The organism is Streptomyces cavernae (assembly GCF_004023625.1).
Taxonomy (GTDB): domain Bacteria; phylum Actinomycetota; class Actinomycetes; order Streptomycetales; family Streptomycetaceae; genus Streptomyces; species Streptomyces cavernae.
In genome coordinates, this window is record NZ_RPDJ01000037.1 from 67429 (window position 1) to 82010 (window position 14582).

Sequence of the window (14582 nt, forward strand, 5' to 3'; positions counted from 1 at the left end):
GGACATCCGGCAGTTCATCGACGCGTAACACGCAGGACCTCTTCGTCACGGCGGCGAAACATCGAGGGGCGCCCACCGAAACGGCGCTGCGCCAATCTCGGTCGGCATAACCGGCCCACCCCTCATAACCGCTCAGGCTTCGCCCGCACGGGGCCGTACCAAACGACGAGGAGACGCCGATGGCACCAGCCATCACTCTTGCCGCAGAGGCGCCCACGCTGTCTGCCGCAAACACCGGATTCATGCTCATCTGTTCCGCCCTGGTGCTGATCATGACTCCCGGTCTCGCCTTCTTCTACGGAGGCATGGTCCGGGTCAAGAGCACCCTGAACATGCTGATGATGAGCTTCATCAGCATGGGGATCGTCACCATCCTCTGGGTGATCTACGGCTTCTCGCTCGCCTTCGGCACCGACTCGGGAAGCATCATCGGCTGGTCCTCGGACTATGTCGGCCTCAGCGGCATCGGCCTGACGGAGCTGTGGGACGGTTACACCATCCCGATCTATGTCTTCGCCGTCTTCCAGCTGATGTTCGCGATCATCACGCCCGCCCTGATCAGCGGTGCCGTCGCGGACCGCGTGAAGTTCTCGGCGTGGGCACTGTTCGTAGCCCTGTGGGCCACGGTCGTGTACTTCCCGGTCGCCCACTGGGTCTGGGGCGCGGGCGGCTGGGCCTTCGAGCTGGGCGTGATCGACTTCGCCGGTGGTACGGCGGTCCACATCAACGCCGGTGCCGCGGCACTCGGCGTGATCCTGGTCATCGGCAAGCGCGTCGGCTTCAAGAAGGACCCGATGCGCCCGCACAGCCTGCCGCTGGTCATGCTCGGCGCCGGTCTGCTGTGGTTCGGCTGGTTCGGCTTCAACGCCGGCTCCTGGCTGGGCAACGACGACGGTGTCGGCGCGCTGATGTTCTTCAACACGCAGATCGCCACCGCGGCCGCGATGCTCGCCTGGCTGATCTACGAGAAGATCCGCCACGGTGCGTTCACCACCCTGGGTGCCGCTTCCGGTGCGGTCGCCGGTCTGGTCGCCATCACCCCGTCGGGTGGTGCGGTCTCACCGCTCGGCGCGATCGCCGTCGGCGCCATCGCCGGTGTGCTCTGCGCCATGGCGGTCGGCCTGAAGTACAAGTTCGGCTACGACGACTCGCTCGACGTCGTCGGCGTCCACCTGGTCGGCGGTGTCGTCGGCTCGCTGCTCATCGGCTTCTTCGCCACCGGTGGCGGCCAGTCCGACGTGGCCGGCCTCTTCTACGGCGGCGGCCTGGACCAGTTCTGGAAGCAGTGCGCCGGTGTCTTCGCGGTCCTCGCCTACTCCCTGGTGGCCTCCGCGGTCCTTGCCTTCCTCATCGACAAGACCCTCGGCATGCGGGTCAGCGAGGACGATGAGGTCGCCGGCATCGACCAGGCCGAGCACGCCGAGACCGCATACGACTTCAGTGGTGCCGGTGGTGGCGCCCGCAGTGCCGTAACCGCCCCGGTCGCCGAGGCCGCGCAGAGCAAGAAGGTGGACGCATGAAGCTCATCACCGCCGTCGTCAAGCCGCACCGGCTCGACGAGATCAAGGAAGCCCTCCAGGCCTTCGGCGTCCACGGGCTGACGGTCACCGAAGCGAGCGGCTACGGTCGGCAGCGGGGGCACACCGAGGTCTACCGCGGCGCCGAGTACACGGTCGACCTGGTCCCGAAGATCCGTATCGAGGTCCTCGCCGAGGACGACGACGCCGAACAGCTGATCGACGTCATCGTCAAGGCGGCCCGCACCGGCAAGATCGGTGACGGCAAGGTCTGGGCCGTACCGGTCGAGACGGCGGTCCGGGTCCGGACCGGCGAGCGCGGACCCGACGCGCTGTAAGGGACGAAACAGAACAGGAGTCGCTGGGTGACGAGTACCGACGTGCGAACCGATGCAGAAGACTCGGGACCCAGCGGCTATGCGGCGGCCCGGCTGCGCCTCCTCCAGGGGGAGGCGCAGTCCGGGCCGCCGCGCCGTGCGGCTCTCGCGGAACTGACCGACGACTGGCTGAGCGGACTCTTCGACGCCGGAGCCGACGGGCTCAAGGGCGTCTCGCTGATCGCCGTCGGCGGCTACGGCCGCGGGGAACTCTCCCCGCGCAGCGACCTCGACCTGCTGTTGCTCCACGACGGCAGTGACGCGGATGCGGTCGCCGCCCTCGCCGACCGCATCTGGTATCCCGTCTGGGACCTGGGCCTCGCCCTCGACCACTCCGTCCGTACGCCCGCCGAGGCCCGCAAGACGGCCGGCGAGGATCTCAAGGTGCAGCTCGGCCTGCTGGACGCCCGGCACCTCGCGGGCGACCTCGGCCTCACCGCCGGACTGCGCTCGGCCGTACTGGCCGACTGGCGCAACCAGGCGCCCAAGCGTCTGCCCGAACTCCAGGAGCTGTGCGCCGAACGCGCCGAGCGGCAGGGCGAGTTGCAGTACCTGCTGGAACCTGATCTGAAGGAGGCCCGCGGGGGCCTCAGGGACGCCACCGCCCTGCGCGCGGTGGCCGCGTCCTGGCTCGCGGACGCCCCACGCGAGGGTCTCGCCGACGCCCGCCGGGGACTCCTCGACGTACGCGACGCCCTGCACCTGACCACCGGACGCGCCACCGACCGGCTCGCCCTGCAGGAGCAGGACCAGGTCGCCGCCGAACTGGACCTGCTGGACGCGGACACGCTGCTGCGACAGGTCTACGAAGCCGCCCGCGTCATTTCCTACGCGAGCGATGTGACCTGGCGCGAGGTCGGGCGCGTGCTGCGTTCGCGCGCCGTACGGCCACGGCTGCGTGCCATGCTCGGCGGCGGGAAACCCGTCCCCGAACGGTCCCCTCTCGCCGAAGGCGTGGTCGAGCAGGACGGCGAGGTGGTGCTCGCCCGCGCCGCGCGCCCCGAACGCGACCCCGCACTGCCGCTGCGCGCCGCCGCTGCGGCGGCCCAGGCCGGACTCCCGCTCTCTCTGCACGCCGTACGGCGCCTGGCCGCCACCACCCGCCCGCTGCCCACGCCCTGGCCCGCCGAGGCCCGCGAACAACTCGTCACACTGCTCGGCTCCGGACGCCCGACGGTGGAGGTCTGGGAGGCCCTGGAGGCGGAAGGCCTGATCACCCGCCTCCTGCCCGACTGGGAGCGGGTGCGCTGCCGTCCCCAGCGCAACGCCGTGCACATCTGGACCGTCGACCGCCATCTGATCGAGACCGCGGTTCAGGCCTCCGAGTTCACCCGCCGCGTCGGCCGCCCCGACCTGCTGCTCGTCGCCGCCCTGCTGCACGACATCGGCAAGGGCTGGCCCGGTGACCACTCCGTGGCGGGCGAGATCATCGCGCGCGACGTGGCCGCCCGGATCGGCTTCGACCGCGACGACGTCGCCGTCCTCGCCTCCCTGGTACGCCATCACCTGCTGCTCGTCGAGACCGCCACCCGGCGCGATCTGGAGGACCCTGCGACCGTGCGCGCGGTCGCCGACGCGGTCGGCTCACAGAGCACACTCGAACTGCTGCACGCCCTCACTGAGGCGGACGCGCTCGCCACCGGCCCCGCCGCCTGGTCGTCCTGGCGCGGCTCGCTCGTGACCGACTTGGTCAAGCGGGTCGCGGCGGCACTCGCCGGGGACGCCCCCGAGGAACCCGAGGAGGCGGCGCCCACCGCCGAGCAGGAGCGCCTCGCGATAGAGGCGTTCCGTACCGGGGGACCGGTGCTCGCCCTGCGCGCACAGACCGAACCGCCCGGCGAGGACGCGGCGGCGGGCTCCGGCCCCGAGGATCCGGAGCCGCTCGGCGTGGAACTCCTCATCGCGGTGCCCGACCAGCCGGGGGTGCTGCCCGCGGTGGCCGGCGTACTCGCCATGCACCGGCTGACCGTCCGCACCGCCGAGCTGCGCGCCGTTGAGCTGCCCTTCCAGGACACCGACCAGACCGGTGAAACGGTCCTGCTGCTCGACTGGCGAGTCGCCGCCGAGTACGGCTCCCTGCCCCAGGCCGCCCGGCTCCGCGCCGACCTCGTGCGCGCCCTGGACGGCTCCCTCGACATCGCCCGACGACTGGCCGAGCGGGACGCGGCGTATCCGCGCCGCAGGGGCATCGTGGCCCCGCCGCCACGCGTCACGGTCGCCGCGGCGGCCTCCCGCCTCGCCACGGTCATCGAGGTCCGCGCCCAGGACGCCCCCGGCCTGCTGCACCGCATCGGGCGCGCCTTGGAGGAGGCGGACGTCCGGGTGCGCAGCGCCCACGTCTCCACCCTGGGCGCCAACGCGGTGGACGCCTTCTACGTGACCGGTCCCGAGGGGGCGCCCCTGCCGGGCGAGGAGGCTGCGGCAGTGGCACGGAAGCTGGAAGAGGCGTTGCGGGGCTGAGCGGCTGCCGCGCGGTGGGCGGCTGCTGCGCTGCTGTGGGGCGGGCGGCTGCTGCGGGGCGGGCGGCTCGTTTCCGCCGAGTGGGAAGAACCCCGTGACGGGCTGAGACCACTCGGTTCCGGTGCGAGGTGGTCGGCCACTCCGGGCCGGGAAACCGGGACCGGCCACCCGCCCCGCGCCGCCCGGGACCCCGCTTCTCGCCCGGAAACCTGCCCGGTAGCGCGGGAATCCTGCCCGCCGGCGCGGGAATCCAGCGCTCAGCGGACCGTGGGCGGGGACGATTGTTCGCAGGGCCCGATACTCTGGAGGGCAACCCAGACTGTCGCCTACTCCGAGGACCGACGCCGCCGTGTTCGATACTCTCTCCGACCGCCTCTCAGCCACTTTCAAGTCCCTCCGGGGCAAGGGGCGCCTCAGCGAGGCGGACATCGACGCCACGGCACGGGAAATCCGGATCGCGCTCCTCGAAGCGGACGTGGCCCTGCCGGTGGTGCGGGCGTTCATCAAGAACGTCAAGGAGCGCGCCCTCGGGGCCGAGGTCTCCAAGGCGCTCAACCCCGCCCAGCAGGTCCTCAAGATCGTCAACGACGAACTGGTCACGATCCTCGGCGGCGAGACCCGGCGGCTGCGCTTCGCCAAGCAGCCGCCGACCGTGATCATGCTCGCGGGTCTGCAGGGTGCCGGTAAGACCACCCTCGCGGGCAAGCTCGGCAGGTGGCTGAAGGAGCAGGGCCACTCGCCGCTGCTCGTGGCGGCCGACCTCCAGCGGCCCAACGCGGTCAACCAGCTCAGCGTCGTCGCCGAGCGCGCGGGTGTCGCGGTCTACGCGCCGGAGCCGGGCAACGGCGTCGGTGACCCGGTCAAGGTGGCCAAGGACTCCATCGAGTTCGCGAAGTCGAAGGTTCACGACATCGTGGTCGTGGACACCGCCGGCCGCCTGGGCATCGACCAGGAGATGATGCAGCAGGCCGCGGACATCAGGGACGCGGTCTCGCCGGACGAGATCCTGTTCGTCGTCGACGCGATGATCGGACAGGACGCGGTCAACACCGCGGAGGCCTTCCGCGACGGCGTCGGCTTCGACGGCGTCGTGCTGTCGAAGCTCGACGGCGACGCCCGTGGTGGTGCGGCGCTCTCCATCGCCTCGGTCACCGGCAAGCCGATCATGTTCGCGTCGAACGGCGAGAAGCTCGACGACTTCGACGCCTTCCACCCCGACCGGATGGCCTCCCGCATCCTCGACATGGGTGACCTGCTCACCCTGATCGAGCAGGCGGAGCGGACGTTCAGCCAGGAAGAGGCCGAGAAGATGGCCTCCAAGCTGGCGTCCAAGAAGGGGCAGGACTTCACGCTCGACGACTTCCTGGCCCAGATGGAACAGGTCAGGAAGATGGGGTCGATCTCGAAGCTGCTCGGCATGCTGCCGGGCATGGGCCAGATCAAGGACCAGATCAACAACCTGGACGAGCGCGACGTCGACCGGACGGCCGCGATCATCAAGTCGATGACCCCCGGCGAGCGCCAGGACCCGACGATCATCAACGGCTCGCGCCGCGCCCGTATCGCCCGCGGTTCGGGCGTCGAGGTGAGCGCGGTGAAGAACCTGGTCGAGCGGTTCTTCGAGGCGCGCAAGATGATGTCCCGCATGGCCCAGGGCGGCGGCATGCCGGGGATGCCCGGGATGCCGGGCATGGGCGGCGGACCCGGCCGGCAGCGCAAGCAGCAGAAGAAGGCCAAGGGCAAGCAGCGCTCCGGCAACCCGATGAAGCGCAAGCAGCAGGAGCAGGAAGCCGCGGCGCGGCGTGCGGCGGCGGCGCAGGGTGGAGCGCCGGGTGCGCCGGGCGGCGCGTTCGGGCTGCCGGGGCAGCAGGGTGCGCAGGACTTCGAACTGCCCGACGAGTTCAAGAAGTTCATGGGCTGATCGCCTGGACGGACCGGGCCGGGGGACATCGTCCGAACGGACCGGGGCGAGGGGCCGCCGAGTACGCGCTGAGGGGCTGAGTCAGCTCAGCCCCTCCGGCACATCAGCCCTCCGGCCCATGAGTACCGGCCCGCCCCGTACCTCAGACCGTGCGGGCGATCAGGTAACGGAAGACGTTGGGCATCCACACGGCCCCATCGGGCCGCCGATACGGATGCACCGCCTCCCGCACCTCCTTGTCGACCTGCATCCGGTCCGTGGCCTCCACGGCGGCATCGAAGAACCCGGTGGACAACAGCCCACGCACCGCGCTGTCCACATCTGCGTACCCGAAGGGGCACGCGACCCGTCCCGAGCCGTCGGGACGGAGCCCGGCGCGCTGGGCCACCTCCTCGAGGTCGTCCCGTCGAGCCGGCCGCCAGCTCGCGGTGCAGGTCCCGGGGCGGGCTCCGGCGCCGGTGCCTGCTCCACGTCCCGTTCTGCCGGTCCCGCTGCCGCTGCCGCTGCTGCTGCTACTGCCGCTGCCGCTGCCGCTCCCGGGACCGCTCCCGGGCAGGGGATCCGCCAGCCGTGAGGCCACCCGCAGCACCTTCGAGGTGACACACCGCTCCGGCGGTCCCCACCCCACGAGCACGACCGGCGCACCGCGCCGAGCGAGCGGAGTCGCCTCCGACAGCAGTTCGCCGAGCCCTTCCGTGTCCCCCGCCGCACCGCCGATCGGCTCGAAGGCGGTGATCAGTGTGTACGAGGGGGTCCGGGTGTCGACCACCGCGTCGCCGGGGGCGCCGGCCACGAGCCGGGTGTCCGTGTGCGCGGGCGTTCCCCGGCCCGCGCCACCGGTACCGTTTCCGCCGCCTTCACCCAGCAACCGCTCCCGCGCCAACGCCAGCCGTTCCGGCGCGCCGGATTCCACGCCGGTGACCGCGGCTCCGCGCGAGGCGGCCATCAGCAGGGCGAGCCCCGTACCGCAGCCGAGCCCGAGCAGCCGGGTGCCGGGTCCCACGTCAAGTCGCTCGTAGACGGCCTCGTAGAGCGGGACCAGCATCCTTTCCTGGATCTCCGCCCAGTCGCGTGCGCGTGCAGACGGGTCCACCCGGGGCACCGGCCCCGTAGAAGACAGCTGCTGCCGCACGAGCGTAGGTGTCATATGTAAGCGCCCCATTCCGCCGAGAGTTGCCCTGATACCCCGTTTCGACCGGCCCCCGTGCAGTGCGCGCGCACTCCCCCGTATGCCAGGAAACTGCGCACGGCTCGCCGCGTCCAGGGGTGGTGACGCCCGGTTTGTGAACCCCCTGCGCAGGGCGCCGGACAGGCGCAGAATTCACATTCCCGCAACGTGGACCCGTAGCATTCCTCGCGGTCGGGCCGGCCGAGCACGCCGTGACCGTACGGTGTCTGGTCGCGGAGGACGTGTCCGTACCGGGCGTGGACGACGCTCCGGGTAACGTCGCGGTCGGCGCGCACGCTGACGGAAGTACGGAAGCACGGCCGAAAACGCCCCTTGCGCATCCCGCGACCACAGAGGTCCCGGCGCTCGGGCCTCGCCTACGCGCCGGGGCGTACGTGTGGCTACGTACCGCCTTGGTATGAGCTGTGACACTTCTCCGCACATCTGCGCACCCGCCCTCGTCAGGACGCATCAGCGGCAACTGACGGGTACGTGCAAATTATTTGGGATGCCCCGGAATAGGAACACAGGGGCACTCCGGCTCGTTGTCACGACGTGAGCACGACACCACCTGTTCTCGCCGCAGAGCTGGCAGGGGCGTGGGCCGATATTCAGCGGCACCACCCCGAGCTGCCAGATCTTGCCGCGCCCGAATCCCTGATCGGGGAGTCGTCGTCCGCTTGCGGGCACGAACTCTCCTTCGAGCGACTGCTCCATGAGGCAGTCCACGGCATCGCCGCCGCGCGTGGAGTCCGCGACACCTCGCGCGCCGGCCGGTACCACAACCGCAGATTCCTGGCGATCGCCGAGGAGTTGGGCCTGGACCACCCCGATGAGCCGCACCCCAGCAGCGGCTTCTCGCTGGTCACGCTCAACCCCGAGGCGAAGCGCCGTTACCGCCCGACGATCGAGCGCCTGCAGCGCGCCCTCAAGGCGCACTCCGCCGCGACGTCCGCCGACACCGCGCGCACCTTCCGGGGCCCGGCCGCCCGGCACGGCTCCTCCGGGGGCGGCGTCCGGGTGAAGGCGGTCTGCGACTGTGGCCGCAACGTACGGGTCGTCCCGTCGGTGCTGGCCCAGGCGCCGATCGTGTGCGGGGGGTGCGGCAAACCCTTCCGGATCCCGGAGCCGGTGGGCGCCGCGGCGAGCTGACGGACACGGCCGGCCGTGGCCAAGCGGACCGACGGGCTGGATGCGGGGAGCGCACCCACCCGGGGCCGCCCGGCGCATGTGCATGGCTTCGTGTGGCGTCAAGTCGCATGACGGTGTCCCTGGGCGAGCCGCCCGGCCCCGCGCCGGGCGGCGCGTCGTCGCGTTCCGCGCCGTTACTCAATGCGTCCATTCTGCCGCTCAACGTGACAATTGGTCCGTGTGTCGCGGCTCGCGGTTTCCGCGGCCGTGGGTCGGCCGCGGGACGTGAGTGTCCGGCGGTGGCGGCCGGTTCCACGATCCCGGCACCGGGTGCGCAGTGGCCCCTGCCCGGGGGCGCCCCGCCCGGCATGAGGCATGCCCGCGATGTGGCACAATGGCTAGCTGTACTCGACAGCCGTACAGGACCCCTCTCTCCTCCGGCTGACGCGTCCATCGGGCACTCGGGTACCGCAACCCCACGCGGCCATCTCGCCGTGCCCAACCACGTCAATCCAGGAGAACCCACTCCCGTGGCAGTCAAGATCAAGCTGAAGCGTCTGGGCAAGATCCGTTCGCCTCACTACCGCATCGTCATCGCCGACTCCCGCACCCGCCGCGACGGCCGGGCCATCGAGGAGATCGGCCTGTACCACCCGGTGCAGAACCCCTCGCGCATCGAGGTCGACGCCGAGCGTGTCGCGTACTGGCTGGGTGTCGGCGCCCAGCCGACCGAGCCCGTGCTCGCCATCCTCAAGAAGACCGGCGACTGGCAGAAGTTCAAGGGCGAGCCCGCCCCGGCTCCGCTGCTGCAGCCGGCCGAGAAGGCGACGCGTCCGTCCTTCGACGCCCTGAGCGGTGAGGACGAGGGCAAGGGTGAGGCCATCACCCAGAAGAAGAAGGCCGAGAAGAAGGACGACGCCACCGCCGAGTCCTCCTCGTCTGAGTCGACCGAGGCCTGAGCATGCTCGAGGAGGCGCTCGAGCACCTCGTGAAGGGCATCGTCGACAACCCCGACGATGTGCAGGTCGCCTCGCGCAACCTGCGCCGCGGGCGCGTCCTCGAGGTCCGGGTGCACCCCGACGACCTCGGCAAGGTGATCGGCCGCAACGGCCGCACCGCACGCGCGCTGCGCACCGTCGTGGGCGCCATCGGCGGCCGCGGTGTCCGCGTCGACCTAGTCGACGTCGACCAGGTTCGCTGAACAACGCAGCACCGGCTCGGGCCGGGGAGGGCCTACGGGCCGTCCCCGGCCCGCAGTCGTTCGACAGGCCCGTCGTATGACAGGAGAGCAAGCACAGTGCAGCTGGTAGTCGCACGGATCGGCCGCGCCCATGGCATCAAGGGCGAGGTCACCGTCGAGGTACGCACCGACGAGCCGGAGCTGAGGCTCGCCCCCGGCGCCGTCCTGGCCACCGACCCGGCCTCCACCGGACCGCTGACCATCGAGACCGGCCGGGTGCACAGCGGCCGGCTCCTGCTGCGCTTCGAGGGCGTGCGCGACCGGAACGCCGCCGAGGCGCTGCGCAACACCCTCCTGATCGCCGAGGTCGACCCGGACGAGCGCCCCGAGGAACCCGACGAGTACTACGACCACCAGCTGATGGACCTCGACGTCGTCACGGTGGACGGGGTCGCCGTCGGCCGCATCACCGAGATCTCGCACCTGCCCTCGCAGGACCTGTTCGTGGTCGAACGCCCGGACGGGACCGAAGTGCTCGTCCCGTTCGTCGAGGAGATCGTCACCGAGGTCGACCTCGAGGCACAGCGGGCCGTCATCGACCCCCCGCCGGGCCTCATCGACGACCACGCCGAGATCGCCTCTTCGCGGGACGAGGGCGCCGAGCGCGGGGAAGACGCCACCGCGTCCGGGGAAGAGGCGTAGATGCGGCTCGACGTCGTCACCATCTTCCCCGAGTACCTGGAGCCCCTGAACGTCTCCCTGGTCGGCAAGGCACGCGCGCGTGGACAGCTCGACGTCCAGGTGCACGACCTGCGCCGGTGGACGTACGACCGGCACAACACGGTCGACGACACCCCCTACGGCGGCGGCCCCGGCATGGTCATGAAGACCGACCCCTGGGGGGACGCCCTGGACGCCGTGCTCGCGGACGGCTATGAGACCGGCGCCCACGGGCCCGCCCTCATCGTGCCCACACCCAGCGGGCGCCCGTTCACCCAGGAACTCGCCGTCGAGCTCTGCGAGCGTCCCTGGCTGATCTTCACGCCGGCCCGCTACGAGGGCATCGACCGCCGCGTCGTCGACGAGTACGCAACCCGCATGCCCGTCCACGAGGTGTCCATCGGCGACTACGTCCTCGCCGGCGGCGAAGCGGCCGTCCTGGTCATCACGGAGGCCGTGGCCCGGCTCCTGCCCGGTGTGCTGGGCAACGCCGAGTCCCACCAGGACGACTCCTTCGCGCCCGGAGCCATGGCCAACCTCCTGGAAGGGCCCGTCTACACCAAGCCGCCCCAGTGGCGCGGCCGCGGTATCCCGGACGTCCTGCTCAGCGGCCACCACGGCAAGATCGCGCGCTGGCGGCGGGACGAGGCCCTGCGCCGCACCACCCTCAACCGGCCGGACCTGATAGAGCGGTGCGATCCCGCGGCCTTCGACAAGAAGGACCGCGAAATGCTCTCCATCCTGGGCTGGGCGCCGGACCCGGAGGGCGAACAGCACGGCCGATTTTGGCGCAGGCTGGGGCCCGTGGAAGAATAGGCCGCTGTTGTCCGCCGTCCGGCGTGCGCCCCTGCCACAGGGGGAGACGACGCCCGCCCCGACGAGTACGGCAGCTGATGGAATCCACCACACGTTCCGTCGATGACCTGTGGCATCGGCGAAGAAAGCAGACGATCATGTCTCACCTGCTCGACTCCGTCGACAGCGCGTCGCTGCGCAGCGACGTTCCGGCCTTCCGCCCGGGCGACACCGTCAACGTCCACGTGCGCGTCATCGAGGGCAACCGCTCCCGTGTGCAGCAGTTCAAGGGCGTCGTGATCCGCCGCCAGGGTTCGGGCGTCCGTGAGACCTTCACGGTCCGCAAGGTCTCCTTCTCCGTGGGCGTCGAGCGCACCTTCCCGGTGCACACCCCGATCGTCGAGAAGATCGAGCTCGTCACCCGCGGTGACGTGCGTCGCGCCAAGCTCTACTACCTGCGCGACCTGCGCGGCAAGGCCGCGAAGATCAAGGAGAAGCGCGAGAACTGAGCTCTCACCGCCGCGAACGGGGTCTGGGGAGGGCGTTGCCGCGCCCCCGGAGACCTCACTCGATGGCAGCGGCGAGACAGGAGCGCCGGTTACCATCGGTTTCCGATGGACACCGAAGCACAGCACGAGGAGCGCGACCGCGCCTCCCAATCCGTACCTTCCGGACAGCTTCCGGATCCCGCGGAGCCGGAGGGTCGGTCGCGTTTCTCGTTGGTCGGGTACCTCGCCGAATGGGTGCCCGGCGGCCGGATCACCCTCAGTGCACTGCTGTGCCTGGTGCTTTTGCTGGTTATCAGCACCTTTGTGCTGCAGCCCTTCCAGATCCCGAGCAGCTCCATGGAGCCCGGATTGAGGATCGGGGACCGCGTTCTCGTAAATAAGTTGGCGTACCGTTTCGGTTCGGAGCCACAGCGCGGAGATGTTGTGGTCTTCGACGGATCCGGGTACTTCGGTGATGCTGACTACATCAAGCGTGTCGTGGGCGTGGGGGGAGACCGGGTGGTCTGCTGCGACAAGCAGGGGAGGATCGAGGTGAACGGCCGGTCTGTGGACGAGAGCTCCTTCCTGTACGCGGGCGACAGACCGTCACAGGTGCCTTTCGACGTCGTCGTACCCGGCGGCAGGCTGTTCCTCCTCGGAGACAACCGCGTCGAATCCCGCGACTCCCGCGACCGTCTCGGCTCGCCGGGCGGCGGCATGGTCCCGGTGGGGTCCGTGATCGGCAGGGCAGAGTGGATCGCCTGGCCTACGGACCACTGGATCCATCTGAACCGGTCGGACGCCTACGCGCGCGTGCCCGCCGCGGACGGTGCCCATGGGTAACCGCGGAAAACCTCGGGGCTCGGGAAGCGTCGCCGACAACCTGCTCCCCACCGGATCCCGCCGCACGTCGAGCGCCATGCAGTACCACGGCCGGGCAGAGCGCCGGAAACTGCAGCGCAAGGTCAAACGCAAACGCCGCCGTTCGGCGCTGCGGGAGATACCCATCCTCGTCGGGGTCGCGGTGGTCATCGCCCTGGTCCTGAAAACGTTCCTCGTCCAGGCCTTCGTGATCCCCTCGGGGTCCATGGAGGCGACGATCCAGATCGGCGACCGCGTACTCGTCGACAAGCTCACGCCCTGGTTCGGCTCGAAGCCGCAGCGGGGCGACGTCGTCGTCTTCCAAGACCCCGGCAACTGGCTGGAACAGGAACAGGGCGCGCCCAAGGACGATCCCATCGTCGTCAAGCAGATCAAGCAGGGCCTCATCGCCATCGGTCTGCTGCCCTCCGACAACGACCGCGACCTCATCAAGCGTGTGGTGGCGGTCGGCGGCGACACCGTCAAGTGCTGTGACACCCAGGGCCGCGTCACGGTCAACGGCATGCCGCTGAACGAGCCGTACGTCAAGTCCGGCAACAAGCCCTCCGACATCGCCTTCGAGATCAAGGTCCCCGCCGGCCGACTCTGGGTGATGGGCGACCACCGTGCCAATTCCGCCGATTCGCGCTACCACCGCACCGAGGCGTACAACGGAACTGTCTCCGAGGAGTCCGTGGTCGGCCGCGCCATGGTGATCGCCTGGCCCATCGGCCACATGACCCGCCTGGAGGAACCGGACACGTACGCGTCCGTGCCCGCCGGGTCGACCACCGCACTCGGCCCGTCGCATAGGGTGGCAGCCGCGGATCTCAACGGAATGATCCCGCTCCCGACCCCTGCGGAACTCCCGCTCGTTATGGGAGTGGTGGGCCTGCGCCTCCTCCGGCGTAGGCAGCGGCATGGAGTGAGGAGTGGATGTGGGGGATTTGGTGGTCGGCGCACGGTCCGGACACGACGGCCCGGAGGAGCACCGAGAGGGACCCGATGCGCGACCCGATACGGATTCGTCTCCCGCAGAGGACGCCGTGCCCACCCCCGCAGAGAGTGACGGTGGCGGGGGCGGAGGAGGCGACGACCATGACCGAGGTACGGACGCCGACCAGCAACCGCCCGCGCCGAAGAAGAAGCAGCGCTCCTTCTGGAAGGAACTGCCGATCCTCATCGGCATCGCCCTCGTACTGGCGCTGCTGATCAAGACCTTCCTGGTGCAGGCGTTCTCCATCCCCTCGGACTCGATGCAGAACACCCTCCAGCAGGGTGACCGGGTGCTGGTCGACAAGCTGACCCCGTGGTTCGGCTCGGATCCCGAGCGCGGCGAGGTGGTCGTCTTCCACGACCCGGACGAATGGCTGGCGGGCGAGCCCACGCCCAACCCGAACGCGGTGCAGGAGATCCTCAGCAAGATCGGCCTGATGCCGTCCGCCGACGAGAAAGACCTCATCAAGCGGGTCATCGGCGTCGCGGGCGACACGGTCGAGTGCAAGGGCACCGGTCCGCTGAAGGTCAACGGCAAGGCCCTGAACGAGCCCTACGTCTACCCGGACAACACCCCGTGCAGCATGGACGACCAGGGTGGCCAGTTCAAGGTGAAGGTCCCCGAAGGCAAAATCTGGGTCATGGGTGACCACCGGCAGAACTCGCTGGACTCCCGCTACCACCAGGACGACGAGAACAAGGGCTTCGTGCCGGTGGGCAACGTCGTCGGCCGCGCCATCGTGGTCGCCTGGCCGCCCACTCGCTGGGACACGCTGCCGGTTCCCGACACCTTCGACCAGAACCTGAGCGCCGCTGCGGCGCCCGGCGCGCTGAGCCTGCTGGGCGCGGTGCCGCTCGTGCTGTGGCGGCGCCGCCGGATTACCGGCGGAAACTCCGGGCTTTCTGGGCGCGGTACCGCCGGGTAGGGTGCCGTCCCAGACCGCCGATCTTCCGCGGGCCCGGCATCG

General features: G+C 70.3%; 14 protein-coding genes. 13 read left to right on the forward strand and 1 reads right to left on the reverse strand.

What is annotated here, in order from left to right; all coding sequences use genetic code 11:
- The first annotated feature begins 179 nt into the window (after positions 1-179).
- The 4 genes from EF387_RS36715 (at position 180) to ffh (ending at position 6275) form a co-directional block, all read left to right on the forward strand.
- Entirely contained in the window at positions 180-1520 is a 1341-nt protein-coding gene (locus EF387_RS36715; protein WP_128380940.1) for an ammonium transporter, read from the forward strand.
- Positions 1517-1855, forward strand: a complete 339-nt coding sequence (locus EF387_RS36720) for a P-II family nitrogen regulator (RefSeq protein ID WP_128380941.1) — start codon at positions 1517-1519, stop codon at positions 1853-1855. The genes EF387_RS36715 and EF387_RS36720 overlap by 4 nt, the downstream gene beginning before the upstream one ends.
- A 27-nt stretch (positions 1856-1882) precedes the next feature.
- Positions 1883-4354: a [protein-PII] uridylyltransferase gene (locus EF387_RS36725; RefSeq protein ID WP_128380942.1), complete on the forward strand. Its 2472-nt coding sequence runs from the start codon at positions 1883-1885 to the stop codon at positions 4352-4354.
- A gap of 349 nt (positions 4355-4703) precedes the next feature.
- Entirely contained in the window at positions 4704-6275 is a 1572-nt protein-coding gene (gene ffh, locus EF387_RS36730; protein WP_128380943.1) for a signal recognition particle protein, read from the forward strand.
- A gap of 142 nt (positions 6276-6417) precedes the next feature.
- Here ffh and EF387_RS36735 read toward each other — a convergent pair whose 3' ends face one another.
- Positions 6418-7422, reverse strand: a complete 1005-nt coding sequence (locus EF387_RS36735; protein WP_128380944.1) for an SAM-dependent methyltransferase — start codon at positions 7420-7422, stop codon at positions 6418-6420.
- Between the two features lie 576 nt (positions 7423-7998).
- Between EF387_RS36735 and EF387_RS36740 the strand changes: the two genes are divergently transcribed.
- The 9 genes from EF387_RS36740 to lepB (EF387_RS36780) all read left to right on the forward strand — a co-directional run bounded on the left by EF387_RS36740 (position 7999) and on the right by lepB (EF387_RS36780) (position 14540).
- Positions 7999-8595, forward strand: coding sequence for a hypothetical protein (locus EF387_RS36740; protein ID WP_128380945.1), 597 nt, complete (start codon positions 7999-8001; stop codon positions 8593-8595).
- A gap of 509 nt (positions 8596-9104) precedes the next feature.
- The gene (rpsP, locus tag EF387_RS36745; protein ID WP_128380946.1) at positions 9105-9533 is read left to right on the forward strand and encodes a 30S ribosomal protein S16; all 429 of its coding nucleotides are present in this window, start codon (positions 9105-9107) and stop codon (positions 9531-9533) included.
- A 2-nt stretch (positions 9534-9535) separates the two neighbouring features.
- Positions 9536-9775, forward strand: coding sequence for an RNA-binding protein (locus EF387_RS36750; RefSeq protein WP_014176063.1), 240 nt, complete (start codon positions 9536-9538; stop codon positions 9773-9775).
- A 96-nt stretch (positions 9776-9871) separates the two neighbouring features.
- Entirely contained in the window at positions 9872-10456 is a 585-nt protein-coding gene (rimM, locus tag EF387_RS36755; protein WP_128380947.1) for a ribosome maturation factor RimM, read from the forward strand.
- On the forward strand, positions 10457-11290 hold the full coding sequence (trmD, locus tag EF387_RS36760; RefSeq protein ID WP_128380948.1) for a tRNA (guanosine(37)-N1)-methyltransferase TrmD: 834 nt from the start codon (positions 10457-10459) through the stop codon (positions 11288-11290).
- Between the two features lie 137 nt (positions 11291-11427).
- Positions 11428-11778 (forward strand): 50S ribosomal protein L19, encoded by a 351-nt coding sequence (gene rplS / locus EF387_RS36765; RefSeq protein WP_128380949.1) that lies wholly within the window; start codon positions 11428-11430, stop codon positions 11776-11778.
- Positions 11779-11883: 105 nt separating this feature from the next.
- The gene (gene lepB, locus EF387_RS36770; RefSeq protein ID WP_128380950.1) at positions 11884-12600 is read left to right on the forward strand and encodes a signal peptidase I; all 717 of its coding nucleotides are present in this window, start codon (positions 11884-11886) and stop codon (positions 12598-12600) included.
- Positions 12593-13687 carry a signal peptidase I gene (lepB, locus tag EF387_RS36775; RefSeq protein WP_162467266.1) on the forward strand — a complete coding sequence of 365 codons (1095 nt, stop codon included), beginning with the start codon at positions 12593-12595 and terminating at the stop codon, positions 13685-13687. The genes lepB (EF387_RS36770) and lepB (EF387_RS36775) overlap by 8 nt, the downstream gene beginning before the upstream one ends.
- Positions 13569-14540, forward strand: coding sequence for a signal peptidase I (gene lepB, locus EF387_RS36780; protein WP_238431910.1), 972 nt, complete (start codon positions 13569-13571; stop codon positions 14538-14540). Before lepB (EF387_RS36775) ends, lepB (EF387_RS36780) begins: the two co-directional genes overlap by 119 nt.
- Positions 14541-14582: the final 42 nt, after the last annotated feature.

Excerpts from the sequence above, each read along its gene's own strand:
- lepB (WP_128380950.1), top strand. The coding sequence starts at position 11,884 with ATGGACACCGAAGCACAGCACGAGGAGCGCGACCGCGCCTCCCAATCC.
- EF387_RS36735 (WP_128380944.1), bottom strand. The coding sequence starts at position 7,422 with ATGACACCTACGCTCGTGCGGCAGCAGCTGTCTTCTACGGGGCCGGTG.
- EF387_RS36720 (WP_128380941.1), top strand. The coding sequence starts at position 1,517 with ATGAAGCTCATCACCGCCGTCGTCAAGCCGCACCGGCTCGACGAGATC.
- lepB (WP_162467266.1), top strand. The coding sequence starts at position 12,593 with ATGGGTAACCGCGGAAAACCTCGGGGCTCGGGAAGCGTCGCCGACAAC.
- EF387_RS36715 (WP_128380940.1), top strand. The coding sequence starts at position 180 with ATGGCACCAGCCATCACTCTTGCCGCAGAGGCGCCCACGCTGTCTGCC.
- EF387_RS36750 (WP_014176063.1), top strand. The coding sequence starts at position 9,536 with ATGCTCGAGGAGGCGCTCGAGCACCTCGTGAAGGGCATCGTCGACAAC.
- trmD (WP_128380948.1), top strand. The coding sequence starts at position 10,457 with ATGCGGCTCGACGTCGTCACCATCTTCCCCGAGTACCTGGAGCCCCTG.
- rplS (WP_128380949.1), top strand. The coding sequence starts at position 11,428 with ATGTCTCACCTGCTCGACTCCGTCGACAGCGCGTCGCTGCGCAGCGAC.